Genomic DNA, 25581 nt, shown 5'->3' with positions numbered 1-25581 from the left:
CGGCAATCAGTGTGCGGGCGTGTACGCGCCCGAAATCGTCGTCAGTAACACGATCCCGGCGATAATGAGGCCGATCCCGACCACTGCGGCCAGGTCGATCGACTCGCCGAAGTAGACGAGTCCGATCGCCGTCGTGCCGACGATCCCCACTGCTGACCAGATGGCGTAGACCTTCCCGATCGCCATCGCTTCGAGGGCGAGTCCGAGGAAGTAGAACGAACTCAGATAGCCGACGACGACACCGCCGGTTGCGACGTGATTCGAGAAGCCATCGGACAGTTTGAGGGCGGTCGTGCCGACCAGTTCGGCCGCGATCGCGAGCACCAGCGCCAGCGCGGGATTCATGAGCGAGGAAAAGCCGACCACCCCAATGTACGTTCTCGAATCCGCTGCCACTTGCGCGCAGTTGCAGGGGAGACCGTCAATATTTCCTCGATAGTGGCTGAACGGCGGGTATGAGCGACCTCGCCGAACTGGGGCTGTCGAGCTACGAGGCCGTGGTCTACCGGACGCTGCTCGGTCTCGGCTCCGCGCCGGCCAGGGCGATCTCGGACGCGAGCGACGTGCCCCGAGGCCGGATCTACGACGTGTTGAACACGCTCGACAGTCGCGGACTCGTCCGGACACACGACTCGCGAGAGCCGACGCGGTACGCGGCCGTCGACCCCGAGATCGCCGTCGATCGCCTGCTCGACGAACGCCGGCGCGAACTGACCGAACAGCGAAAACACTACGAGTCGGTCGCCGAATCGGTGAGCGAGCGACTCTCGCCTGCGATCCCCACTGAGAGTCGGTTCTGGACGGCCGCACTTGGCAGCGAGGAGGCGTGCTCGCTCGCCAGGGAGCAACAGGAACTCGCCGAGGACCGGATCACGTCGGTGATCGGCGCGCCCTACGAGAACGCCGCCTGGCAGCAGTACGCCAGAGAGATCGACGTCATCGAGCGCGAGATCGATCCGGAACTGGACGTTCGCGTGCTCGTCAGCGAGTCACTCCTGTCGGGAATCGACGACGAGATCCAGAGCGAACTCTTCGATCTCTCGGCCGGCCTCGCCGTGCGGTCGACTCCCGACCTCTCGATCACCGTCGACGTCGTCGACGGCCACACGGTCTATGTCCACGTCACGGACCCGTTCGATCCGAGCGAGCGCCTCGGCGTCGTCGCCGTCCGAGACGAACCCTTCGCCGACTCGATCGAAACCGCCTTCGAAGATGTCTGGACAGACGCCCGCGAACTCTCAGACTCGTAGCTCTCAGAGAGGGGTAGGAACGCTCTTGGCAACAATTTCACTTTCACTGTACGCTCCAAACCCACAAGTCTGTCCAGCACCGAGAGACGAGACAGATGGGAGGTCGCCAACTGCTCGCAGAGTCGGACGTGGACTTCGACCCCGAGGCGGTCGCAATCGACGACGGCGAGGTGCTGGACCTGCTGGACCCCGTCGTTCGCGAGTGGTGGGTCGAGCAGTTCGGCGCGTTCGTCCCCGACAACGGCGGCTTCTTCACGCCGCCACAGAAGGAGGCCATCCCGCTGATTCACGAGGGCGAGAACGCGCTGATCGCCGCGCCAACCGGGAGCGGGAAGACGATGGCGTCGTTCGTCGGGATCATCAACGAACTGTTCGCTCGTGACCGCGCAGATCGTCTCGACAACTCGGTCTACTGTCTCTACATCTCTCCCCTCAAGTCGCTGGCCAACGACATCCACCGCAATCTGGAGGTCCCGCTGGAGGGAATCACCGAGACACTTGACGAGCGCGGTGAAGACGTCGAGATTCGTCACGCGATCCGCCACGGCGACACTCCCGACAGCGAACGCCAGCGAATGTTGGAGGAGACGCCACACATCCTCAACACGACGCCCGAGACGCTGGCGATCCTGCTCAACTCTCCCAAATTCAAGCAGAAATTAGAGACTGTGGAGTACGTCATCGTCGACGAGATCCACAGTCTGGCGGCGAACAAGCGCGGGACGCACCTCTCGGTGTCGCTGGAACGACTGGAGGCCATGACAGCGAAGTCGCCGACGCGGATCGGTTGTTCGGCGACCGTCGAGCCCCTGGAGACGATGGCCGAGTATCTGGTCGGGCGGGAGACGCCACGCGTCTCCGAACGGGCGAGCGTGGGGAACGCCCCGCGAGCAAGCCAGCCCCGCGATTACGAGATCGTCGACGCCCGCTTCGCCCGCGAGTTCGACATCGAACTCTCCTGTCCGACCGACGACCTGATCGACACGCCCGGTGAGATCGTCTCCAAGCGGTTCTACGACCAGCTTCACGACCTCGTTCAGGAGCACACCAACACCCTCGTCTTCACGAATACGCGCTCGGGGGCCGAGCGGGTCCTGCACAACCTCCGTGAGAAATTCGGGACCTACGGCGAGGAGAACTCGGGGTGTCACCACGGCAGCCTCTCGAAAGACAGGCGCGAGGAGATAGAGAGCCAGCTCAAGGAGGGGAGCCTCGACGTGGTGACCACCTCGACGAGCCTGGAACTCGGGATCGACATGCCCCACATCGATCTGGTCGTCCAGGTGGGCTCGCCCAAATCCGTCGCCGCGTTACTCCAGCGGATCGGCCGCGCGGGCCACCAGCTCGGCGAAACAGTGACCGGGCGGGTGATCGCCCTCGACCGGGACGAACTGATCGAGTGTGCCGTCATGCTGAAGAAGGCCGAAGAGGGGTTCGTCGATCGAGTGTTCGTCCCCGAGAACGCCCAGGACGTCGCCGCCCAGCAGGTTTACGGCATGGCGATCAACGGCCCCAGACCCGAATCCGATATCCGCGGGATTCTCGAACGGGCCTACCCCTACCGGACCTACAGCGACGACGAGTGGGAGTCACTCATGCGGTATCTCACGGCCGACTATCCCGGCCTCGAGGAGAAGAACGTCTACGCGAAGATCTGGCGCGACACCAACGATTCCCCGGATGGCGAACACCACTACGAACAATTCGACGTCGACGAGCCCCTGATCGGCAAGCGCGGGCGGATGGCCCGGGTCATCTACATGACCAACATCGGGACGATCCCCGACAGCTTCACCTGTGACGTGTTCACCCGCTCGGGCGAGGACTGGGTCGGCCAACTCGACGAGGCGTATCTGGACGGCCTCGAAACCGGGGACGTGTTCGTCCTCGGCGGCGATCACTTCGAGTTTCGCTACAGGCGGGGGTCGAAGGTCTACGTCGACCGCACGAGTGCGCGGCCGACGGTCCCCTCGTGGTTCTCCGAACGCCTGCCGATGAGCTACGACCTCGGGCTGGAGGTGCTGTCCTTCCAGCGCGAGCTACTCGAACGCTTCCGCGACGGCGGACGGCCCGCCGTCCGCGTGTGGCTCCGGGAGTTTCCCATCGACGAGCACTCGGTGCGGGCTATCGCGCGGCTGTACGACGAACAGCTCAGATACGCGGGACCGGAGAGCGTCGCCACCGACGATCGACTGGTCATCGAGGAAGTCAGGGATCGCCAGGAGTACGAGCGTCGCTATCACGTCCATTCGGTCTACGGCCGGCAGTTCAACGACGGTTTTTCCAGGCTGTTGGCCTACCGGATCGCACAGGCCGCGACCGCCAACGTCCAGGTCGCGGTCGCTGACAACGGTTTCACGCTCTCGATGCCGCTGAATCGGAAGGTCGACGTCGAGCGGATCGTCGCGAATCTCGACCCCGGCGAGGTCCGGGCAGATCTCCGGGCGAGTCTGGAGGGGACGGACCTCCTGGAGCGGTACTTCCGGATCAACGCGACGCGGGCACTGATGATCCTCAAGCGCTACAAGGGCTACGAGAAGTCCGCGAGCGAACAGCAGTTCAACGCCGACATGCTGCTGAGTTTCGCGGACGACCTCGATTGCTTCGCGGTGATGGAGGAAACGTACCGTGAGATACTGGAGGACAAACTGGACGTCGACGCCATCGAGGACTTCCTGGACGGGGTGCAGGTGGGCGAGATTGACGTCGTTCACCACCGCGTCGACTCGCCGACGCCGCGGGCGTTCGGGCTGGCGACCCTCTCGGCGAGTGACGTGGTGCTGGCCGAGGACGAGTCCGCCGTCTTGCAGGAGTTCCACCAGCGCGTGCTGGAGGAGCTAGATGACGATGGTGTCGGGCCGGTAGCTGTCGAAGAGTGATACCAAACGAGGTAGGCACTCAGGCCATATTTCAGCACGCAGTCCATTCAGGTATGGCTGCGCTGATGACTCACTACGATGTTCTTCACGTCGACGACGACCCGGCGATGGGCGAGATCGTCGCGACGTACTTAGAGCGCGAGCAGAGCGGACTGAACTGTACGGTCGACGTAGAGACCGATCCAGAGGTCGCGCTGGAGGAGCTTCGGGACGGACCGACCGAGTACGACTGTGTCGTCAGCGACTACGATATGCCCGAGATGAACGGTATCGACTTCCTCGAAGCCGTCCGGGAATTACATCCCGAACTCCCGCTGTTGCTGTTTTCGAGTGCAGAGACCTCTGACGTCGCCGCCGAGGTCGTCCACGCCGGCCTGACGGACTACCTCAAGAAGGGGTTCGGTGGCGAGCCCTACACGATGCTCGTCCGTCGAGTCGAACACGCGATGGCGGGCGGCGGCGCGTTCGACCCCGAGTCGGAAATCGAACTCGACGGCGTCGGTGTCGTGGGGGTCGACGAATCCTTCGACGAGGTCGACGATACGTACGCCAGTCTCTACGATTACGAGTCCGAGGAGGTCACTGGCAAACACTGGACCGAACTCCACCCGGACGAGGAGGTCGAGCACATCAAGACACACGTCCTGCCCGTAGTCCAGGGCGGCGGCGAGTGGACCGGCCGAAGCAAGGGATTGCGCGCCGACGGCTCGACCTTTACTGAGTCGAAGATGGTCACGGCACTCGACGACGGCCGGATGTTGATCGCGGTCTCCGAACTCGACGCCTGACACTGCCGGCCGAATTGCTTATTGCAGGAGCGTGTTGATAGCGTCGGGGACGACCAGGACTCGACTGCTGGAATCGATCGCGTCCGCGGGCGAGTCTGCGGCGTGCATGAGACAGTCCGCGACGAGCTGGGGGTGTTGACTGTTGGTGATCCACACGTCGTACGACCGGAGGATGCGCGCGAGAACGAACGCCCGCTGGGCACCGGGTTCGTACCCATCTCGCATGGTCTCGAACAGCGAATCGGCGTCGACGGCGCTTTCGAGCCAGCGCTTGAAGCGCTGTTCGCCAGTACCGTCGCCCGCTCCTTCTGGGAGTACGGCGGGCACGACGATCCGTCCGCCTTCGTGGAGTGGATTGTGGTCGCCCAGCGCGACGTATGTCGCCGCTCGTGAGGCCTGATAGAGGTTGGCGTCCTTGGGCGCGCCGATTCCTGCGATCACGGCGTCGTATCCCCCGTCTACGTCGACGGCCAGTGCCTCGCGGGCCGTCGAAGCCAGCGCTCGAACGACCGCTCGTGGTCGGCCGGCCTCGACGCCCAGAAATCCCTGCGGACCGTGGGTGACGTTGATGCAGAAGTCGGGACCTGCGAGGTCGCCGGCCCGATCCAGAAAGTCCCGGAAGGGATTGTCCGCGATCCGACCGATCCGCGTCCCGTCCTGGGATAGTAGATCCGGGCCGTGGGTGTAGCCGATCTGTGATTCGCCTCCTGCGCCGATCACGACCGTCTTCGCGCCGCCGGAGAAGCCGGCGTACTGGTGGGGTTCGACCATGCCCGTCGCCAGGACCGTGTCCGCGGCTGCGACCGTTCGATTAATCTCGATGTCGACGCCATCGACCTGGCCGACCGTGACGACCGATTGCGGGTCGTGGTTCTCGACGAGGTCGGCGTTCTCGTCGAATTCCGACTGGATCTCGTCGTCGGTCATGGGGCGGTGGAGGCCGAGGCCGAGCACGACTGTCACTTGCTCGCGACCGACGCCGCAGTCTCGGAGGCAGTCCACGAGAACGTCCAGCAGCACGTCGTCGGGCGTCGCCCGCGTGACGTCCGTGACGACGATCGCCACGTCGTCGCTCGCGTCCACTGCGTCTGCCAGCGGCGGGCCGTGCGGATCGGCGACGGTGCGTTCGGCAGCCGACCGGACGTCGATCGACTCGCCACCGGCTGGGACCGCTGTCTCGACGGAACAATCGGGCAGCGTAACTTCGATGGTCCCGGACCCCAGGGGGAGTTGCATAGCGGACGTGGGAGTCGAGCCGACAAAAAACGGCCGGGCCAGCCGGGACGCAACCACCTATCGACAGTACCCTTTTGAGCGCGGCCAGCCTACGTGCAGGTATGTACGTCCGGGACGCGAAGAACCGAGAAGAGGTCTGGTTGCTGGATCGGATCGAAGAGATGGGCCTGGACGAGACCGCCTTTCGCTCGCGCGATTACGTCATCGCCATCGACGAGCAGACCAACGCGAAGGCGGGTTTCGGCCGCATCCGAATCCACAAGACCGACGGCGGAGAGACCTGTGAACTCACCAGCATCGGGGTGCTCGACGACTGGCGCGAGCAAGGCGTCGGGGCGCACGTCATCGAGCGTCTCGTCCAGAAGGCGGGCGACGAAGGGTTCGAGGTCGTCTACTCGCTGACCGACCAGCCCGAGTACCTCGCACAGTTCGGCTTCGAGGGGATGGACGCCGACGGACTCCCCGAGAAGCTACAGGAACGACTCGACACCAAGCGGGGGAACATCCAGCCCGAGGCAGTCCCGATGCGGCTGGACGTCGCGGATTTCGAGATGCCCACTGACCTCCGGCAAGCGTTCAAAGCCGCCGGCGTCACCGACGAGGAACCCGAGCCGACCGAGACGCCAGAGGACTTCGGGATCGACCCCGACGAAGCGACCTACAAGTACGATACCAGCGACTGATCATCAGAGGCTATCGACTATCGAACGGCCCCCGCGACTACTCGAGCAACCGCGGCACGTCGGCCGGGGAGTCGACCGTCGCCAGCGGATCGACGCTGCCGTCGACCGGTGGTTCACCGACCAGAATCGACGCCAGGCCGGCGTTTGCGGCCCCGACGACGTCGGATTCGTAGTTGTTCCCGACGTAGATAGATCGCTCAGCGTTCGAGCCGAGATCGGACAGCGCGCGCTCGAACGGCGCCGGATCGGGTTTAGCCGGCGTGTCGTGGCCGGCGTAGACGACTGTCTCGAAGTGCTCGCGGACACCCAGTCCATCGATCTTCTGGTCCTGCATGTCCGGGCCGCCGTTAGTCACCAAGCCGAGCGGGTAGCGCTCTCGGAGTGCTGCCAGGGCCTCGCTCGCGCCGTCGAGAAAGCGGACGTTGCTGTGGTCGCGCTCCCTGGCGTAGACGTCGGCGGCTGCACGACCGATATCGGGGTCGTGGCCGTTCTCTTCGGCGAGTTCTGCAAAACACAGCCGGCGACGCTCGACCATCGAGTCCGCCCGGTCGGCGTAGAGATCGACTCGTTCGACGTAGTCACGTGCCGAGAACGGCGGTTCGACGCCGAGCTCTCCGAATGCGGCAGCGAGCAGGTCGTTCTTGGTCCGGACGTACTCACAGAGTGTCCCGTCGAGATCGAGCAGGACGGTGTCGTAGTCGGCCATCGAATCGTGCTATGGTGGCGCTCGACTGGGGTGTTTCGCTTTTCGACGGCCAACCTTCAAGGCCGGGCGCGCGTAGGCTGAGGTATGTTCGATCCGGACGAGCTGGCGGCGATTCGCGAGGCGAAAGCCGAGTGGGAAGACCAGACTCTCCAGCCGACCCTCGACCGGTTCGGCGAGCGCCGCGAGCAGTTCAGGACCGACACTGGGGGCCAGCAGGTCGACCGCCTCTACACGCCAGCCGACGTCGCCGATCTCGACTACGGCGAGGACCTCGGCTTCCCTGGAAAGGAACCCTACACGCGCGGCGTCTACACGACGATGTATCGCGGCCGGCTCTGGACGATGCGCCAGTACGCAGGGATGGGCACCGCGAGCGAGACCAACGAGCGATTCAACTATCTGCTAGAGGAGGGTCAGACTGGCCTCTCGATGGCGTTCGACCTCCCCACGCAGATGGGCTACGACTCGGACGCTGCGATGGCTGCCGGGGAAGTCGGGAAAGCGGGGGTCGCCATCGACTCGCTACGGGATATGGAGACGGTCTTCGACGGGATTCCGCTCTCGGACGTGTCGACGAGTATGACCATCAACGCGCCGGCGAGCGTCCTGCTGGCCATGTACGTCGCGGTGGGCGATCAGCAAGGCGTCCCGCGCGAGGAACTTCGGGGGACCATCCAGAACGACGTGCTCAAGGAGTACATCGCGCGCAACACCTACATCTACCCGCCGGAGCCGTCGATGCGGATCGTCACTGACATCTTCGAGTTTGCGGCCGCGGAACTCCCGAAGTTCAATCCGATCTCGATCTCGGGCTACCACGTCCGGGAGGCCGGCTCGACCGCTGCCCAGGAGATCGCGTTCACGCTGGCGAACGCCATCGAGTACGTCGAGACGGCCCTCGACGCGGGACTGGACGTCGACGAGTTCGCGCCCCAGCTATCTTTCTTCTTCGCTTCCTACAACGACATCTTCGAGGAAGCGGCGAAGTTCCGTGCGGCGCGGCGGCTCTGGGCGTCGATCGTCGAGGAGCGGTTCGACCCAGACGATCCGGCGAGCAAGCAGTTGAAGTTTCACACCCAGACTGCGGGCTCGACGCTGACGGCCCAGCAGATAGAGAACAACGTCGTCAGGGTCGCCTACCAGGCGCTGGCGGCAGTTCTCGGCGGCACCCAGAGTCTCCACACCAACGGCAAAGACGAGGCACTCTCGCTACCGACCGAACAGAGCGTCCGGACCGCGCTGCGAACCCAGCAGATCCTCGCCCACGAGTCCGGTGCCGCCGACACGATCGATCCGCTGGCCGGCAGCTACTACGTCGAGTCACTGACCGACGATCTGGAAGCCGAAGCCCGGGAGATCATCGCCGAGGTCGACGATCGCGGCGGGATGCGCGAGGCGATCGAGTCAGGATGGGTCCAGCGGCAGATCCAGGACGTCGCCTACGAACGCCAGCAAGAAGTCGAGTCGGGTGAGCGGATCATCGTCGGCGTCAACGAGTTCACTGTCGACGAGACCCAGCAAGACGCCGCGATCGAAGACGTGAGCGAGCAACAGCAGCAGCGTCAGATCGAACGTCTGGAGGGAGTGCGAGAAGAGCGCGAGGACGACGCCGTCGCGAGCGCACTGGCGGCAGTTCGCGACGCGGCCGAGAACGGCGACAACCTCATGCCACCGTTGATCGACGCAGTGAAAGCCTACGCGACGACCGGGGAGATCTGTGACGCGTTACGAGACGTCTTCGGCGAACACCAGCCTGGAACGTAACCCCACTCAGCGATTGAGCGTCCGGAAGCCGATCAACCGGTAGGCTGGGCAGGTCTGGGTGTACCCTGTCACGAGCAATACCGCACCGACGATTGCCAGGACGATTGGAGCGGCGACGGTCCCGACAGTGCCGGACAGGCCACCGACACCGGCAAACAAGGCGAGTGCGGCGATCAGTGCCACGAAACCGAGCCCCATTCGAACGAATCGATCTGTCATACCGACGTTGCGGTCCATAGTGTGTATATTGTCCCACATTCACAAAACAATGCCGACTCAAGGTTGATATGGGAGCCACGAGACGGGCCGCTATGCGCTTCGACCACGCCGGGATCGCGACCGAGGACGCCGCGGTGCTCGCAGAGCGCTACGAGTCGTTGCTCGACGCCGAGATCGCCCATCAGGAGACCTTCGACGGCATGGAAATCGTCTTTCTCGACCTCGGAAACGGTTACTTCGAGTTGCTCGAGCCAGTCGCTGAGAACAACGCCATCGCGCGCTATCTCGATCGACGGGGCTCCGGGATCCACCATCTCGCTCTCGCGACCGTCGACATTGAACAGGCACTGGCACGGGCCGAACGGATGGGGATCGAGTCGCTCGACGACGAGCCGCGTCCCGGGGCCTGGGGTCACGATGTCGCGTTCCTCCACCCCCGAGACACGGGCGGCGTCTTGCTGGAGTTCGTGAGCACGAACTGAGAAATCGGAGTCGACGACGTTTCTTCGCGTGGTGAAATCGGACGGGACGTTTATTACCACGTAGTCGGTGTATCGGGGTACGGTCGCCCTCGGAGGGGCGGGCGGGGAAAGCCATGTCAGAGCCAGGTATCGTACTCGTCGACCCGGACGGTCGTCTCCAACCGGTAGCCGACGCGCTCCGGTCGGCGTCGCTCCCGATCGCGGAACGCGTCCCCGGCCTCGACGAGGTCGAGACGACCCCGGACTGTCTGGTCGTTCTGGACGCGCCCGAGACGGAGGACAAGCCCGAGGTGAACGCCCTCCCTCTTCTGGACGACGCACGTGAGCGATTCGATGCCCCCGTCGTCGTCTACACGCGACGCGCCGGACACGAGTCTGTGCGGGCGCCGCTAGATCTCGGTGCGACGGACGTGATCCGCGTCCCGGCGTCTCGACCGGCGTTGATCGCCCGTCGGATTGAGCACGCGGCGGGGTACGGCGCCGACTTCGAACCCAGCTCGGCTCAGTTGTCGTCGCTCCTTCGGAATTACCCGCACACACTGTTCATCAAGGACGATCTTGGTCGGTTCGCCAACGTCACGACCCACACGGCGGGCAACTACGGCTTCACGCGCGAGCAGTTGATCGGGATGACGGACTACGAACTGTTCGAGGCCAACCACGCTGACGAACTCTGGGAACAGGAACAACGGCTCGTCGCAGACGGGCAGGCGATGATCAACGACGTCGAAGAGTACGTCGATCAGGGTGGAAACCGACGCTGGGTCAGCACCACGAAAGTCCCCCGCTACGACGAGAGCGGTGAAATCGTCGGACTCGTGGGCGGCACGCAGGACGTCACACCAGCGAAACAGCAAGAGACACTGATGGCGGCTCTCCACGAGGCCAGCCGAGAACTCTCGCGAGCGACGACCAAACCCGAGATCGCCGCCGTCACCGTGGACATCGCCCGGGAGATCGACTACCTGCCGGCAGTAGAAGTCGCGCTCGAACGCGGCGATGAACTCGCCCCGATCGAGAGTAGCCCGACAGACGCAGCCGAGTCGATCTTCGACCGCTACCGGACGGCGTTTCGGCGGACCCACGAACGCGGTGAAACCCACTACGTCGATTCGGACGACGCGATCACACGTGACGCGTCGACGATCGTCGACGCCGTCTTCGAGGGGTCGTTCGAACACGGTGACGTCGGGATCGTCATCCCCCTGGGTGGCCACGGCGTACTCGGGCTGGTCGCCCCCAGCGGGGCTGTCGACGAGTTCAGCGATCGGCTCGCGCACGTCCTGGCCTCGAACGTCGCGGCCGCATTCGACCGCGCCGAGCGCGAACGCGAACTGGCCCGGAAGAACCGCCAGCTCGAAGAGTTCGCGACGCTCGGCGCACACGAGCTTCGCAACCGTTTGCAGATCGCGCTCGCAAACGTCGCTCGCGAGCGTGCCACTCGAGACTCCCAGCGGCTAGAGGGGACCGAGCACACACTCGAACGAATGGAACGTCTGCTGACGCAGCTGTTACAGCTGGCCCAGACGAGCAAGATTCCCCGTACGACCGATGCGACCGATCTCCGCGAAGCTGCGGCGAGCGCCTGGACGAAGATCGAAACCGACCACGCGACGATCGATCCCCCGCCCGAGGCGACGCTCGCAGCCAACTCGGACTCGCTGATCGAACTGTTCGACTTCCTGTTTACCAACAGCGTCGAGCACGCTGGCGCTCCGGCCTCGATCGACGTGGGGCTGCTCGACCATGGCTTCTACGTCGCGGACGACGGCGTCGGAATACCGGACGAGCAGAAAGCAGATCTTTTCGAGGTCGAGTACGCCGATGCCGCAGAAGATTCAGGCTACGGCCTCTACATCGTCTCGGCCATCGTCGAGGCACACGACTGGGAGATCGACGTCCGTGACAGCGACTCGGGCGGCGCTCGCTTCGAGATCACCGGCGTCGACTGGTACTGAGTCGGATTCCACGCTCGACGGCGGTCACATGAAGTCCGAGAGACCAGTCTGTCCGTCGTCGTCTGCCTCCTCGGACTCCTCGGCCCCCGAATCGTCGGCTGCGTCTGTCGAGGCCGCTTGCTGCTCGCCCTCGTCTGCTCGTTTCGTAGTGCTCGCTTCGTCCGCCGCTGCGTCGGTCGACTCGGACTGGCCCGCGCGGCCACCAGCGAACGCGTCACCGCTGGCCGCGACGGCCGCTTCTTCCCGAAGCGTCTCGGCGTCCTCGACGATCGACTGGACCTTGTTCGTGTCCTCGCCACTCCCTGTGATGAAGGCGACGTGACCGGCACTCAGGTCGTACGCAGCAGCCATCGCAACCGTGAGCTCACGGTTCTTGCAGTGATGAGTCATCGTCGCAAGGAAGGGCATGATCTCCCGCCGAGCCGTCGAGATACTGACGCCGTTGGTGGTCGCAATCTCGCGAGCGATGTAATCGCGGGTCTTCCGGGTCCCCTTCGAGCGCCCGAGTTTCGACCAGTAGGAGGGTGGCCCGTAACGTGTCCAGCCGCCTTTCTGACTCCCGCGAGCAGCGGCGACGCCCGCAGTCATGTTGTCGCCGGCGTACTTCCAGAAGCTGTAGTTCTGCGTGGCTCGAACCCGGCCGAGCCACTGATCGGCTCGGGCCAGCGCGTCGTAGGCCCGCGCGAGCTCTGCGCCCTCGAAGTCCTTTGGGACGTTGTCCGCGATCCAGTTGATCAGGTCGTCCGGCGTCTCGTCGACGTCGTAGGACGATTTGAGCGCCGTTTCGGCGTCGCCCTCCTTGATGACGACGTCCAGATACTCGAAGATTCCCTGCGTGGTGTCGCGCTCGCCCGTGACGACGTCCGATTCGACGATCGAATCCCGCCCCTCGGTCAGCGCCTGCAGGTCCTTGATCGCGCCGCGGAGATCTCCCGAATTCATATCTGCGATCTGATCCAGCGCGGCGTCCTCGAACTCGATTCCCTCTTTGCGGCAGATGTCCCTGAGGACGGGCACGATCGAGCGCTTGCCGACGTCCCGGAACTCGATGTCCTGACAGGCGTTTCGCAGCCCCTTTCCCATCTCGTAGAACTCGTTGGCGATGAGGATCATCGGCTGGTCGGCCTCCTTGACGAGCGACGTGACCGCCCGTGCCCCGCCGCGGTCGGCGTTGCCGTGGATGTTGTCGGCCTCGTCCATGATGACGACCCGGCGACCCGACCCGCCCTGGCTCAAGGTGCCGGATTTCGCGGCCTCGCCCGCGACGCGCTCGATGACGTCCTTCGTGCGGGCGTCGCTGGCGTTGAGTTCGATCGTCGGCCAGCCCAGGTCACTGGCGAGGGCGTGTGCCGCAGAGGTCTTGCCGACGCCCGGCGAGCCGTGGAGCACGACCGCCTCCCGGTGGTCCTCCCAGGTGTCGGCCCACTCTTTCAGGGCGTCGCGGGCCTTGTCGTTGCCCCGGACTTCCGACAGCGTCGACGGGCGGTACGTCTCCGTCCAGTCGGTCATTAGCACTCTGTAGGAGGGTCCGTCGCTTAGGGGTTGTGGAGCGACGCAGCAATCAGGTCGGACGCACCAGGCCGAAGCTGTACCGTAACGCCTGATCGACCTCGTCCATGCGATGGTCGGGAATCGACCCGAGATTCTTCCGGATCCGGTCATCTATCGACACGGTCCGGACCTGACTACAGAGCGCGACCGAATCCTCGTTCAGTGGCCCTTCCTCGCCCCGGAGGAGCACCTCGAACGGGTACAGTTCGTCGCCAAAAGACGTGGTGAACGGGACGACGATCGTCGTCGGAGCGTTCTCGTTTCCGACGTCGTTCTGGACGACCAGGCAGGGCCGGGTTCCCCGCTGTTCAGACCCCTTCGTCGGATCCAGGTCGACGACGACGGCATCACCGCGACGGACTCGCACGACGATCACCACTCCGGGGCGTCGCCGAGATCGTCGTCGGCTTCTGCTGAGACGTCCGCCATTTCTCGTTCGAGTTGACTATCGCGCCCGGCCCGCGCTCGATACCCTTCCGCGAGTCGCTCACGAACCGTCATCTGTTCGATTATCACTCGTCCGTCTTCCTCTCGAACAACGACCTCGTCTCCCCCCATGATCCCCAGCCGTTCGCGTAGCTCCTTCGGAATCGTTACCTGACCGCGCTCCCCGACTGTCCGTGTTTCGGAAGCCATACGTATTCATATTCGATTCATATTCTAAAAGGTTCCGTCGGTCACCTGCCGTTCGTGGACGGTCAGTCTTTCTCGATCGACCGCAGATCCAGCCGCGTCGTGACCTCCTCGGTGCCTCGTCACTCGAGACGATGGTCTCCCCGTCCGATTCGACGAAGTGGAGTGCGTCGAACGGCGTCAGCCGACCACGGTCGCCGAGCGTCGTCTCGGAAATACGTGGATCTCTTGTGGGCAGACAGAGTCCCGAGAAATAGACCGCTACCCACAACGTGCAGCCGGCGAAGCAATGCGCCGTTGATAGAAACGGCGTGCCGAATACAGCGGATCGATGCAGCAGGACAACCAGCACGTTTATTGTCTATTCAGTTTAATTTCCCACCTGTTAGCACCTTTCAGTCATACTGGCGAGACGATGACCGTGGATAGTATATGTGGAAGGTGTGGGAGACCACAGAATGTCCAACAACGCAAACGGCGACCCACCGGACGACATTTCGAGCAACGAGAGTATCGATCTGCAAAGTACTGCCGTGACGTCGACGTTCAAGATACTCGGCCAACTCGACGCTGACGACGGTGTCGGCGTATTGGGCCAGAACGACGCCGATAACGGCACGCCGATCGGTGTCCAGGGAGCGGTACCCAACAATGCCAGCGGGTACGGTCTGGCGACGCCCGACGACGCCAGGGTCCAGGGAGCGATCGAATCGACCAGCGGCCACACCCTGAGGATCGACGGGGCGCCCACCCTGCAGTTGGGTCCGACGGACACTGACGAGTTCGGCGACACCGGCGGCGGGAACGTCATCGCGGGCTACGAGGACAACGGCGTCCAGAACGGCACCGTCGGAGCGGCGATCGGCGGCGGCGGTTCCTCCAATAGTGACGGCCTGCGTGATAGCATCAACGCTGTAACGGGTGATTACGGCACTATCGGCGGTGGGCTGGCCAATAGAGCCGGGAAGAGAGCGACAGTCGGCGGGGGACGTACGAACGAAGCCAGCGGCGGCACCGCGGTCGTCGGTGGGGGGTTTTCGAACACCGCCAACGCAGATCTCGCCACCGTCGGCGGCGGTTCCAGAAACGAAGCGACTGCCCAGAGAACGACCATCGGCGGTGGTCTGAACAACGCCGCCACCGGCGATGAGGCGACTGTCGGTGGGGGCTACGGCAACGAAGCAAAGGGCAAAGCAGCCACCATCGGTGGCGGCGGGAAAGGAGCCGATTTGGATACGTTCTCCCCGCCTCGGAACGTCGTCTACGACGACTACGGAACCATCGGTGGCGGAGATGGCAATCAGGCGGGTGACCAGGACGGCGCTGTGAACGCGGAGTACGCCACGGTCGGCGGCGGCGATCATAACACTGCCAATGCGGACAACGCGACCATCTCCGGTGGAACGAGCAACACAGCGACGGCCATCAACGCGACCGTCGGCGGCGGCGGGGAGAACGACGCAACTGGTGTGAGATCGACTGTCTGCGGCGGTAAATTCAACAAGGCCCTCGACAGCACTACCGTGGTCAGCGGCGGCGAGAACAACGAATCGAGGACGAACGGGTCGACAGTCGGCGGTGGGTCACTGAACATCGCTGACGCGCGGTACGCGACTATCGCCGGTGGAAACAACAACCTGGTCACCGGCGACTACGGGACCATCGCGGGTGGCGCGCCGCAGGATCCGGATCAGGACAGCACCCAGAACGTGGTGTACGACGACTACGGGACTGTCGGCGGCGGCGGGGACAACCAGGCCGGAGTCAGCGACTCGGACGTGTACGCGACGTACGCCACCGTGAGTGGGGGTTTGAGTAATACCGCCAGCGACCAGGAAGCGACCGTGGGCGGCGGCGGCTAAAATACTGCGAGCGGGCGACATGCGACTATCGGCGGCGGCTTCTCCAACACCGCGGGCGGGTCGACGGGTGGCATCAATAGTGACCGGTACCACACCGTTGCCGGGGGTAACTCGAACGACGCGACCGCACGCGCGGCAACGGTGGGTGGCGGTGAAAGTAACCAGGTCGACGGTAGTTACGGGACCATCCCAGGGGGTCGAGAAAATCGGGTACAGGCCGATCACGGCTTCGCTGCGGGCCAGCGAGCGAAAGCCCGTAACGCGGGCGCGTTCGTCTGGGCCGACCGGACGGACGCGGATTTCGAATCGAACCAGTCCGGGACGGGGTCGAGTCCCACGGGGAATAACACGTTCCACGTGCGAGCGACAGGAGGAATCCGGTTCGTGACGGGACTCGACACCAACGACGATCCCAACGCAGGCGCGTACCTCTCATCAGGCGACAGCACCTGGCAAACGGTGTCGGCGGCCAGCGCCAAGCACGACGTCAGACCCATCGATCCCGACGAGGTGCTGTCGGGAGTGGAATCACTCTCAATCAGTCGATGGGCATACGACGCCAACCCGGATGTCGACCGGATGGGTCCGATGGCCGGCGAGTTCCACGACACGTTCGGGCTCGGGGACGACCCCGAGACGATCGGTCACGTCGACGCCGATGGCGTCGCGCTTGCCGCGGTTCAGGGTCTCTCCGAGCGACTCCACGAGAAAGACGACCGCATCGACGAACTCGAAGAACAGACCGAATTGCTCCGTGAGAAAAACCGACAACTCCACGAGCGCAACGAGGAACTCGAAGCCCGCCTGGAGCACCTCGAATCGACCGTTGGGATCAACGCCCCCGACGCCAAGGAGGTGGCTGACGACTGACTGTCAGCTGGCGTCTCGATCCAGCGGGTCCGTCAAAATAGCCTCGTAGAAAAGGGACGGATAGTCGGTGACAGATACGTGCCCTGTATGCAGCACAGTCTCGAAGAAATATCGGGGAAGAAAGAAAGATTCGGCCACCCAACTCGACCGCGATTTCGATTGCTTCGGGGAGGACCCCTACACGTCCCGCTTCTCGACGTCGTACTCTTTCAACGTCTCAGCCTCGACGGTATCCAGCACGGCCTCATTGGTCGCCTCCAGGACGACGGGCGGGGCGACGCCGGCCTCGCGGGCTTCCTCCCATCGCGGGAGGCAGAGACACCAGCGATCGCCGGGTTCCAGGCCCGGAAAATTGAGGTCCGGTCGCGGGGTCACGAGGTCGTTACCCTGCGCTGTACTGTATTCGAGAAACTCCTCGGTGAGCACCGCACAGACTTCGTGGCGGCCCGGATCACGTTGAACGGCGGTGCAGTTCCCGTCGCGGAGAAACCCCGTTTCGGGATCGGCGCTACAGGGTTCCAGGGCCGTCCCGAGGACGTTCTGCTGTTGCATGGTTTTCGTTGCGGGGCCGCGAGTGAAACCTGCTTCGGAGGTCAGAACCGACGATCGATCTCGCGTTTCGCGTCGGCGATCACTTCCTGTTCGGCCCGGCTCATCGCCCGGATCGCTTCGTCGGTGTATTCGACGGAAAGCGTCGGGAGGCCACCGCCGAGCAGGCCGCCGATGCCGCCCAGCACGTCGCCGGGTTCGAGCGCCGTCCGCATCGCGATCGCGTCGGTGTAGGGGCGGATCGGATCGACGAAGACGAACCGCTGTTCGACGAGTCGTTCGGCCGCCTCGCGATCGATCGTGGTACGGGCCGCCTCCCAGAAGTCGTCTTCGGGCGACTCGATCAACGGAACTGTCGCATCACCGAGCATGCGGTGGCGTTCGAGCAGCGCCTCGACGACCTCCGCACGCCGTGCTGGCGTGATGTCGTCGCGGATTGCGCTGGCGAACGCGTCTCGATCGAGAATCTGATCACGGAATGCCTCGATCGAAGCATCACTCTCGGCGTAGTCGAGGATGGCGTCGAACTGGGTCAGTGTCTGCCGGCGATACGCCTGGAGTTCTGGTTCGACTACCCGCCGCCAGACAGCATCGGAGTTTTTCAGGAGGCGATCGACGGCCGATCCGCCGGGTCCTCTGACGCCGTTTCGGAGCGCCCGAGCGACGCTGAAGTGCTCGGCGGTGACGTCTATCGCGTCACTGACAAAGTGTTCGAACCCATCGCTGACGGCTGCCCGGGTCACGTGTTCTCTGAGGAGCCAGAGTCAATTGTACCTGTCGACCCCACTGGCACCCGAGAGTTCAGGAGTCGACGATTCCGAGCCGAAGCGAGTCACAGAGCGCGTCCGCTCCCTCGTTCTCGCGGAGCCGCCGCTGACGCTGGGACCCACTGCCCGCCTCGTAGATGTCGCGAATCCCGCTGATTTCGAGCCGTGAACACTCTCGGTCGACGATGTCGCCCAGGCCGACTGTCTCTTCGCCGTCCCGGGTCACGAACGAGGCGTCGTGGCCGTGGCGGATCGCGCGCCACTTGTTCTCGTCGAGGGTCTCCCGTCGGAGGTCGCTACCGGACTCACCGTCCTCGTATCGCGCTGCGAGGTCGAGGACGAGCGCGTGAGTGTATTCGACGAACGCCATCGTCCGGTCTGGGTCGGCCTGCCCGTCCGGCGCGCGGATTTCGACGGTCCCGTACTCGGTGTGCGGGCGCACGTCGAACCACAGCTCCCCGCGGTCGTTGATCGAGTCGGTGTCGAGCATCCGCCGCTCGAAGGCCCGGAAGTCGTCTATCGAGTCGAATTTCGTGGGCATCCCGGTGTTGGGCAACCCCTCGAAGATCTTGGCTCGTGCCGATTCGAGGCCGGTGTCGAAGCCGTTCCAGTACGGAGAGTTCGCAGAGAGTGCGAGCATCACGGGGAGATACCACCGCAGTTCGTTGGCGATCCACATCGCCTTCTCGCCGTCGTCGACACCCACGTGGACGTGGACGCCTGCCGTCGTGTTGCGGTGCTGCGGATACTGGATCCGGTCGAGCTGTTTGCGGTAGCGGGGTTTGTCGGCGTGTTCGAGTTCGCGCCACTTGGCGAGTGGGTGCAACCCTGCGGCGGCGATGTCGTAGCCGTGTTCGCGGGCGTGTTCGACCAGCGCGTTCCGAACTTCGAGGAGGGCCTCGCGAGCCTCGTCAGGATCTTCGATCAGGCGCGTCTGGATCTCGATGACGGTCTTGAACAGTTCGTGATCCAGTTTGTCTTCAAGCACCGCAGGCGGGTCGGTCTCGTAGACGAGCGTGTCCGTGCCGGAGGTGGGACGGCCCGCCTCGTCGACGACGTAGAACTCCTCTTCGATACCCAGCGTTCCCAGGCGGGTGAACGGCGACGCAGAGCCCGTATCCATCGATACAACGCGTTTGGGTGCTGGCCGCTAAAACGTTCTCGTTACGGCAGTGTTACTACCCGTCCGTGTTCGGCACCGCGACGACTCCGAGATGATCGTCGTGGTACGGTTCCAGTCGCTGTCGGTCGAGAATCTCGTAGCCCTCTTCGAGGGTCGCGACGACCTCGTCGAACACCGTCTCGGGATCGGCCGTCACGTCCTCGCTGCGGGCTTTTATCGCCATGAGCAACCGCCCATTGTCTTCGAGGAACTGGCGGTTGGCGAGTGCGACTTCTGCCTGCCCTCGGGTCGCGACGTCCTGGATCAGCAGGTCGACCGGCTCGACGACGTGGGCGTAGCTCTCGGGCTTGCGGGCGTCTTTCAGCAGGGGAAAGAGTCGCTGGCGATCCTCGGCGACACCGACGAGGTCGCGCATCGGGCGAGCCGCGAACTCGACGGCGTAGGTCGGGCCGGCGAAGTCCGCGACGTGGCTCACGGTGGTCCCGCTGGCCGCGCCGAGGTAGAGGACCGTTTCACCGCCCGACAGACCGTGTTCCATTCCGTGATCGAGCATCGCCCCGACTTTCGAGCGATTCGGATTCCAGCGTCGCCAGCCGCCGATCGAGGGTTCGTCAGAGACCGTCGGACCATCGGTCGCCAGGGACTCCCGGCCGTCGAACTCGCGTCGCTCGACGCCGTTGGGAAGCGTCATTCGTCGTCACCTCGGGCGCGGATAGTCGCGATGCGCTCGTCGAGTTCGGCCTGCAGTTCGGGCTTGCGCTCGCCGCTGTAGTGGTCGACGCGGGCCGCGAGCGTGAGCTTGCCAGCGAGTGCGCGCGCCGCCGAGCCGCGGTGGTCGGGATGGGTCCCATGGACGTACTCGTGGGTGTAGATGATCCCGTGCTTTGGAGATGGGGCGTTGCCCTTGAGGTGGGCGAATAGCGCGTCCTCCGCACCGAGGACCTGCACCGTGCCGCTGGTCGAGCGTGCCAGCGGTTTCAGGCCACCAGCGAGCGAGACGAGGCGGGCGGCGAGCACGGGGCCGGCCATCGCGGCGAGGTTCGGGGCGACGTCGGGCGCGAGTCGCTCGATCGTCTCCCGGATTTCCCGGGCTTCGCGGTCGATATCGACGACCTCCGTCGCGAGTCCGACCAGCCGTTCTGTCGCCGGGTCGTCGGCGTCGCGGTCGGCGATCTCGGCGGCGAACTCGATCCCACTGCCGGACTCGCCGAAGCGACTGCCGCCCCACTCGGCGACGCGCTCGGCCAGTTCGTTGGCGGTCCGCTCACAGTCGTCCATCGCCCGGAGGAGGTGGATCAACTGCTGGTCGTCGGCTCGCTCGTGCTCGTCCGCGACTGTACGTGCGGCGTCGATGGTCGCCGAACGGAGCCAGTCGTAGTACTCGTCGGTGTCCGCGACGACGCCCGCTTCGACGGCGTCGCTCGGCCACTCCCGGGCCTCTGGGGCCGACCCCTCCCGGATCGCCGTGCGGGCGGCGTCGGCGTCACCCCAGTCGAGCCCGGCGAACCAGGCGTCCTCGGGCGTGCTCGCGTCTGTCATGCTATCGGGTAGTCGGCCTCGGCCTAAAGGCGTTCCCGAATGCGGGCGTGATCTTCGGTGTCGTTGAATCTCTCAATCGATGAACGATTTCAGTGGTCTTGCTGCATGCAAGGCACGTCTCACGCTGATCGGCTTTCTTCCTCGCGCTCCGTATATCGGTCAGTCTATATGGGTGATACTGCCCGAAGAGTCGTTACTCTGCATGCTCCGTGGGAGTCGAAAGAGGTGCTGGGACACCGATGAGGCGCTCCTCCTTCTCGAAGACAATATACTCGTCAAAGACACCCATAACTCGCGGTATGTCTGCTGTTGGGAGTTGCGCAGACCATTGACGGTGGCCGGTCTCGGCGTCGAATGCTTTTACCACTGGCTCTTGGTCAGCCTCTTGCGTGATGAGAATCAGATTCCCATCAGCGATGAACAGCCAACTCGACTCGTAGTCTGATCCAAGTGAGTACGCCCACCGCCGGTCCCCGTCTACAGGGTCGTAACTGGCGATTGCAGTCCCGGAATGCTGAAACACTGAGTCCGTCCCCACGCACATCTCCGGGTATCCGTCGGCGTTCGTCGTTACGACCCATCGTTTTTCACCGGTCGCCGCATTCAGAGCCGTCAGATTTCCGCTATCAGTGGCGATATAGAGATCTGAAGTTTGTGCGGAATTCGATGGCGGATGTCGGGCGTACCCATCGCCTGCTATTGACTGCTCCCATTGCTGTGTTCCATCAGGAAGTGAGTAGCCGTAAACCGTCCCTTCCAAGAACAGACAGAGAGTATCACCTGCGACAGATACTTGCGCACTATAGCCCTCGCCGGGCGTCCGTCTCCACGCCACGTCACCAGTCGCAATATCTAGTGCGGTGAGGCCGTCCACGATGGAGTAGATCAGACAGAGCCCGTGTGACACTGCCGATCCCATATCCATCCCGGTCACGGTCCGCCACTGCTCCTCTCCGGTTTCAGCGTCCAACGCGAATACTGGTGCTGTAGACGGATCATCGGACATCTGGCTGGCAAGGACAGTGTCCTCAGTCACTGAAATTATGTTCTGAGCAACGGTATCGAGGGTTGTCACCCATCGCTGTTCGCCAGACGCTGTATCGTACGCACCGTATTCACCGACATAATTGGTACCAAAACTGGTTCCGGACACCCTCGCCGTGTAGTACACTGTCGAGCCAGCGACAGTGAGATTGTGAGGCCGTACGACATCGTAGGAGTCCTCGCTGGAGTCTGTGATCCAATTTATCTCCCCGACCGGGGACAGGCAAGTGAGAGCCGTGCTCGTCGCAACGTGCACCCCCTCGTCATCAACCCCAATGGCCATGTAGTTGCCTGGGGAGTCATATTCCCATATTCCGGAGGAGGTACCTGACTCGAACTCTCCCGGTGGCGTGTCAGTCGGAGCCTCGTACGACTGCCAACTCTCCGGCGTGCTGTTATTCGATAAACAGCCCGCACCGAGCATAACTCCAGCCGAAGCGAGGTACTGACGACGCTCCATTGGCACCTCCTAAATTGTTGGCAATCGATAAAATATCAACGATCGGTATCCTCACTGGGACACGCATTCGGGAACCGACTCGAAGTGTACCAGGAGAGGTGGATCAATGATTGCGAACATTGGCATGATCGGGGTGGTTTAATTATCCCTACCCACCTCCACCCAGACGAGACGATGTCCTGGGAGTACCGCGTGAGTTTCCTGATGCCGGTCTACGGCGGGGAAGACTACGTCGCCGACGCGATCGAGTCCGTCCTCGAGCAGTCGTTCGACTCGGTCGAACTCGTGATCGTCAACGACGGCTCGCCCGACGACAGCGAAGCCGTCATCGAGCAATACCTCCCCCACCAGGACATCACCTACGTCAGCCAGGAGAATCGGGGCGTGACAGCCGCCACGAGCACGGCGATCACACTGGCGAACGGGGAGTACCTCGGGGTCCACCCACAGGACGACCAATCACTGCCCGGGCGGCTGAAGCGGCAGGTCGAAATTCTCGACGAACACCCCGACGTCGGACTCGTCTACTCGCCCGCGGAGTTCGTCGATCTACAGGGCGAGGTGTTCACGACCTGGGGCGACTGGCAGGGGCCAGGCAAGATCGACGCCAGCGAGTTCTTCACCGACCTCTACGTCGACGGGATGTCGATCGCCAGCCCGTCGGTGCTGTTCCGCCGTGACCACCTCCCTGAGGGCCCCCATCCCTGGGGCGACCCGGATCTCAGGGTGGTGAGCGACTGGGAGCACTGGCTCGACGCGGCCCAGCACTACGACGCCGTCTACGAGATGGACGCTCCTGTGGTCCGGATGCTTCGCGACGACGAACACGCGAATCTCGGCCGTCGCTCCGATATCGTCTTCGCCGAGGAGAAGACCGTCCTGCGACGGATGCGGTGGCGGTACCCCAACGGTGACCCACCGGTCACTCGGCGACGCTACGCCAGGGCGATGTCGAACCATTCGCTACGGGAGCTGCGCTTTCGCCTCTACGACCAGGGTGACTTCGTGGCTGGTGCGCGTGCCGGTCTTCGGACGGCACTCTACAATCCGCTGAACGTCGATCTCTACCGCGAATTCGCCAGTGCGACGGGTTCGATGCTCCGGGGAAGGTAGCTTTTTCGCCGTCCCTGACCAAGCAGCGCTATGACCGACTGGAGCGGACGCCGCGTCCTGATTACCGGGGGACTGGGATTTATCGGAAGCAACCTCGCCCACAGACTGGTCGAGCACGGTGCTGAGGTCACACTGCTGGACGCACTGCTACCCCATCTCGGCGGCAAGCGCGCGAACGTTGCCGACATCGCCGAGGAGGTGCGGGTCGTCGAGGGTGACGTCCGCGACGAGTCGCTGGTCGCCGACCTCGTTGCCGACAGCGACGTCGTCTATCACTGTGCGGCCCAGAACGACCGGGCCCACGCAGGCCGCCAGCCCCAGATGGACGTCGACATCAACGCCAAGGGAACAGTCACCGTCCTCGACGCGGCGGCAGCCAGTGATCCTGCGCCACGCGTGGTCTACACGAGTTCGCTGGCGGTCTACGGCCGTCCGGAGACGAATCCCGTCGACGAGTCGACGCCCGCACGACCGATGGATCTCTACGGCGCGAACAAACGCGCCTCCGAACACTACTGCCGAATCTATCACGAGCAGGAGGGCGTCCCGACGACGGTCTGCCGGCTCGCGAACGGCTACGGCCCGCGCGCGCCGATCGAAAAGGGCTACGGCGTCCAGGGGACCTTCGTCGCGAAAGCGCTCCGCGACGAGATCATCGAGGTCTTCGAGCCAGGCGATATGATCCGGGACATCGTCTACATCGAGGACGTCGTCGACGCACTGGAGACGCTCGGGACTCACGACGCGGTCCTCGGCGAGGAGTTCGTCCTCGGCAGCGGCGACCCGACCGAACTACTGGCACTGGCAGAGACGATCGTCGAGATCGCCGGAATCGGGCGCGTCGAACTGGTTCCGTGGCCAGAAGAGTGGACGAAGATCGACCGCGGCGACGTCTACTGCGATCCCTCGAAACTCGAATCGACGATCGACTGGCATCCTCGGACGGATCTGGAGACGGGACTCCGAGAGACGATCAACTTCTATCGCGAGCATCGTGAGGAATATCTCGACCAGTGACCGCGACAGCGAGGCTTACACGAACGCCCGGAGCTTGTCGGCCAGTTCCGCGACGCCCTGATCCATGTCGTAGACCGGCTCGAACCCTTCCGCGCGGATCTTTTCGTCGTTGACGATGTACGAGAGCTGATTGAGCTGTTCGACCTGCGTGTAGCCGACTTCGGCCTCGGGGAAGTGTGTCTCTATGGTGTCGATCACGTCCTGCAGACGGCCGTTCTGACCGACGACGTTGTAGACCTCACCGTCGCCGAGTTCGGTCGCGGCGAACAGCAGAGACCGGATCGAGTCCTTGACGTGGATGTACGGACGACGCTGGTCTTCGGCACCCTCGTAGACCGTCAGCGGTTCGCCTGTCGCCGCCAGCAGTGCGAACTTGTCGACGACCGTGTCGAAACGCATCCCCGGCGTCCAGCCGTAGACCGTTCCCATCCGCAGGGCAGTGACGTCCATCGTCCCGTCCCGAGAGTCGAGCATCTCCTGTTCGGACTGGAGTTTCGACTCGCCGTAGGGCGACTCGGGGTCGCAGGCGTAGCTCTCGTCGATCTCGTCGTTCGTGCGGCCGTACACCGAACACGAGGAGATGTTGACGAAGTTGCTGGCACCGGCGTCTCTGGCGGCTTCGAAGACGTTCATCGCCCCCTCGTGATTCACGTCCCAGGTCTCCTCGGGGATGTCGAACGTCTCGGGCGCGTTGGTGATCGCCGCGAGATGGAAGACGGTGTCGACGCCGTTCATAGCCTCGCGAACGGCAGCCTCGTCACGGATATCGACCTCCGCGAAGTCGTAGTCGGCGTACGACGGGAGATCCCACATGGCCTGATAGCGCGGTTTGCGGTAGTTGTCGAGGATTCGGATCGACTCGTCGGCGAAGTCTGGATGGTCCGGAAGGTCCCGGAGCAACTGCGAGCCGAGATAGCCGAGGCCGCCGGTGACGAGCACTGTCATATCGGTTAACAGTCTCACCGAGTCTACAAAAATCTATGTCTCGCGGCGGTAGGGGGCGCGTACTTTTAAGATATTTCCTGGCGAAAGATACCTATGGTTTCAGGTTTCGGCGGTACTGTCCCACTGTATTGGGGGAGTAATCG

25 protein-coding genes are annotated in these 25581 nt (G+C 63.7%); 11 read left to right on the top strand and 14 right to left on the bottom strand.

Going from position 1 to position 25581, the window contains the following annotated elements:
- Positions 1-6: 6 nt before the first annotated feature.
- The gene (locus DV733_RS15675) at positions 7-345 is read right to left on the bottom strand and encodes a DMT family transporter (protein ID WP_049992916.1); all 339 of its coding nucleotides are present in this window, start codon (positions 343-345) and stop codon (positions 7-9) included.
- Between the two features lie 110 nt (positions 346-455).
- Here DV733_RS15675 and DV733_RS15670 point away from each other — a divergent pair, with 110 nt between their 5' ends.
- The 3 genes from DV733_RS15670 (at position 456) to DV733_RS15660 (ending at position 4917) form a co-directional block, all read left to right on the top strand.
- Entirely contained in the window at positions 456-1250 is a 795-nt protein-coding gene (locus tag DV733_RS15670) for a TrmB family transcriptional regulator (RefSeq protein ID WP_049992915.1), read from the top strand.
- Positions 1251-1345: 95 nt separating this feature from the next.
- Positions 1346-4129 carry an ATP-dependent helicase gene (locus DV733_RS15665; protein WP_049992914.1) on the top strand — a complete coding sequence of 928 codons (2784 nt, stop codon included), beginning with the start codon at positions 1346-1348 and terminating at the stop codon, positions 4127-4129.
- A 65-nt stretch (positions 4130-4194) separates the two neighbouring features.
- Positions 4195-4917 carry a response regulator gene (locus tag DV733_RS15660; RefSeq protein WP_049994272.1) on the top strand — a complete coding sequence of 241 codons (723 nt, stop codon included), beginning with the start codon at positions 4195-4197 and terminating at the stop codon, positions 4915-4917.
- 18 nt (positions 4918-4935) lie between these two features.
- Here DV733_RS15660 and DV733_RS15655 read toward each other — a convergent pair whose 3' ends face one another.
- Positions 4936-6153, bottom strand: coding sequence for a lactate racemase domain-containing protein (locus DV733_RS15655; RefSeq protein WP_049992913.1), 1218 nt, complete (start codon positions 6151-6153; stop codon positions 4936-4938).
- Between the two features lie 101 nt (positions 6154-6254).
- Here DV733_RS15655 and DV733_RS15650 point away from each other — a divergent pair, with 101 nt between their 5' ends.
- Entirely contained in the window at positions 6255-6836 is a 582-nt protein-coding gene (locus DV733_RS15650) for a GNAT family N-acetyltransferase (RefSeq protein ID WP_049992912.1), read from the top strand.
- A gap of 37 nt (positions 6837-6873) precedes the next feature.
- Here DV733_RS15650 and DV733_RS15645 read toward each other — a convergent pair whose 3' ends face one another.
- Positions 6874-7542 (bottom strand): HAD family hydrolase, encoded by a 669-nt coding sequence (locus DV733_RS15645; protein WP_049992911.1) that lies wholly within the window; start codon positions 7540-7542, stop codon positions 6874-6876.
- Positions 7543-7626: 84 nt separating this feature from the next.
- On the opposite strand from DV733_RS15645, the gene DV733_RS15640 reads away from it, so the two are divergent.
- The gene (locus tag DV733_RS15640) at positions 7627-9306 is read left to right on the top strand and encodes an acyl-CoA mutase large subunit family protein (RefSeq protein WP_049992910.1); all 1680 of its coding nucleotides are present in this window, start codon (positions 7627-7629) and stop codon (positions 9304-9306) included.
- 6 nt (positions 9307-9312) lie between these two features.
- Here the strand turns inward: DV733_RS15640 and DV733_RS15635 are convergent, their stop codons facing one another.
- Entirely contained in the window at positions 9313-9543 is a 231-nt protein-coding gene (locus DV733_RS15635; protein WP_049992909.1) for a YgaP family membrane protein, read from the bottom strand.
- A gap of 74 nt (positions 9544-9617) precedes the next feature.
- On the opposite strand from DV733_RS15635, the gene mce reads away from it, so the two are divergent.
- Both mce and DV733_RS15625 read left to right on the top strand, forming a co-directional pair.
- Entirely contained in the window at positions 9618-10007 is a 390-nt protein-coding gene (gene mce, locus DV733_RS15630) for a methylmalonyl-CoA epimerase (protein ID WP_049992908.1), read from the top strand.
- 113 nt (positions 10008-10120) lie between these two features.
- On the top strand, positions 10121-11965 hold the full coding sequence (locus tag DV733_RS15625) for a PAS domain-containing protein (RefSeq protein WP_049992907.1): 1845 nt from the start codon (positions 10121-10123) through the stop codon (positions 11963-11965).
- Between the two features lie 24 nt (positions 11966-11989).
- Here DV733_RS15625 and DV733_RS15620 read toward each other — a convergent pair whose 3' ends face one another.
- Genes DV733_RS15620 through DV733_RS15610 form a run of 3 tightly spaced genes read right to left on the bottom strand, consistent with a single transcriptional unit; the run spans position 11990 to position 14152 of the window.
- Complete coding sequence (locus tag DV733_RS15620) at positions 11990-13474, bottom strand: replication factor C large subunit (RefSeq protein WP_049992906.1); 1485 nt, start codon at positions 13472-13474, stop codon at positions 11990-11992.
- Positions 13475-13526: 52 nt separating this feature from the next.
- Positions 13527-13883: a type II toxin-antitoxin system PemK/MazF family toxin gene (locus tag DV733_RS15615; RefSeq protein WP_049994271.1), complete on the bottom strand. Its 357-nt coding sequence runs from the start codon at positions 13881-13883 to the stop codon at positions 13527-13529.
- A 5-nt stretch (positions 13884-13888) separates the two neighbouring features.
- On the bottom strand, positions 13889-14152 hold the full coding sequence (locus tag DV733_RS15610) for an AbrB/MazE/SpoVT family DNA-binding domain-containing protein (RefSeq protein WP_049992905.1): 264 nt from the start codon (positions 14150-14152) through the stop codon (positions 13889-13891).
- Between the two features lie 455 nt (positions 14153-14607).
- On the opposite strand from DV733_RS15610, the gene DV733_RS15605 reads away from it, so the two are divergent.
- Positions 14608-16011, top strand: coding sequence for a hypothetical protein (locus DV733_RS15605; RefSeq protein ID WP_049992904.1), 1404 nt, complete (start codon positions 14608-14610; stop codon positions 16009-16011).
- Positions 16012-16152: 141 nt separating this feature from the next.
- The gene (locus DV733_RS15600) at positions 16153-16881 is read left to right on the top strand and encodes a hypothetical protein (protein ID WP_049992903.1); all 729 of its coding nucleotides are present in this window, start codon (positions 16153-16155) and stop codon (positions 16879-16881) included.
- 177 nt (positions 16882-17058) lie between these two features.
- On the opposite strand, the gene DV733_RS15595 is transcribed toward DV733_RS15600, so the two are convergent.
- The 6 genes from DV733_RS15595 to DV733_RS15570 form a co-directional block, all read right to left on the bottom strand.
- Positions 17059-17433, bottom strand: a complete 375-nt coding sequence (locus tag DV733_RS15595; protein ID WP_049992902.1) for a DUF2237 family protein — start codon at positions 17431-17433, stop codon at positions 17059-17061.
- A gap of 41 nt (positions 17434-17474) precedes the next feature.
- A complete protein-coding gene (locus tag DV733_RS15590) occupies positions 17475-18173 on the bottom strand; it encodes a hypothetical protein (RefSeq protein ID WP_049992901.1) in 699 nt (232 codons plus the stop codon).
- A gap of 58 nt (positions 18174-18231) precedes the next feature.
- A complete protein-coding gene (locus tag DV733_RS15585) occupies positions 18232-19320 on the bottom strand; it encodes a glutamate--cysteine ligase (RefSeq protein ID WP_049992900.1) in 1089 nt (362 codons plus the stop codon).
- Between the two features lie 55 nt (positions 19321-19375).
- Positions 19376-20011 carry a fibrillarin-like rRNA/tRNA 2'-O-methyltransferase gene (locus tag DV733_RS15580; protein WP_049992899.1) on the bottom strand — a complete coding sequence of 212 codons (636 nt, stop codon included), beginning with the start codon at positions 20009-20011 and terminating at the stop codon, positions 19376-19378.
- The gene (locus DV733_RS15575) at positions 20008-20859 is read right to left on the bottom strand and encodes an NOP5/NOP56 family protein (protein ID WP_049992898.1); all 852 of its coding nucleotides are present in this window, start codon (positions 20857-20859) and stop codon (positions 20008-20010) included. Before DV733_RS15575 ends, DV733_RS15580 begins: the two co-directional genes overlap by 4 nt.
- Before the next feature lie 193 nt (positions 20860-21052).
- Positions 21053-22363 carry a PQQ-binding-like beta-propeller repeat protein gene (locus tag DV733_RS15570; RefSeq protein ID WP_049992897.1) on the bottom strand — a complete coding sequence of 437 codons (1311 nt, stop codon included), beginning with the start codon at positions 22361-22363 and terminating at the stop codon, positions 21053-21055.
- A gap of 174 nt (positions 22364-22537) precedes the next feature.
- On the opposite strand from DV733_RS15570, the gene DV733_RS15565 reads away from it, so the two are divergent.
- On the top strand, positions 22538-23476 hold the full coding sequence (locus DV733_RS15565) for a glycosyltransferase (RefSeq protein ID WP_049992896.1): 939 nt from the start codon (positions 22538-22540) through the stop codon (positions 23474-23476).
- 30 nt (positions 23477-23506) lie between these two features.
- Entirely contained in the window at positions 23507-24493 is a 987-nt protein-coding gene (locus DV733_RS15560) for an NAD-dependent epimerase/dehydratase family protein (protein ID WP_049992895.1), read from the top strand.
- A gap of 15 nt (positions 24494-24508) precedes the next feature.
- Here the strand turns inward: DV733_RS15560 and DV733_RS15555 are convergent, their stop codons facing one another.
- The gene (locus DV733_RS15555) at positions 24509-25438 is read right to left on the bottom strand and encodes an NAD-dependent epimerase/dehydratase family protein (protein ID WP_049992894.1); all 930 of its coding nucleotides are present in this window, start codon (positions 25436-25438) and stop codon (positions 24509-24511) included.
- Positions 25439-25581 lie beyond the last annotated feature (143 nt).

This window comes from Halapricum salinum, from assembly GCF_004799665.1.
Taxonomy (GTDB): domain Archaea; phylum Halobacteriota; class Halobacteria; order Halobacteriales; family Haloarculaceae; genus Halapricum; species Halapricum salinum.
This window is presented reverse-complemented; position numbering and strand designations above follow the sequence as displayed.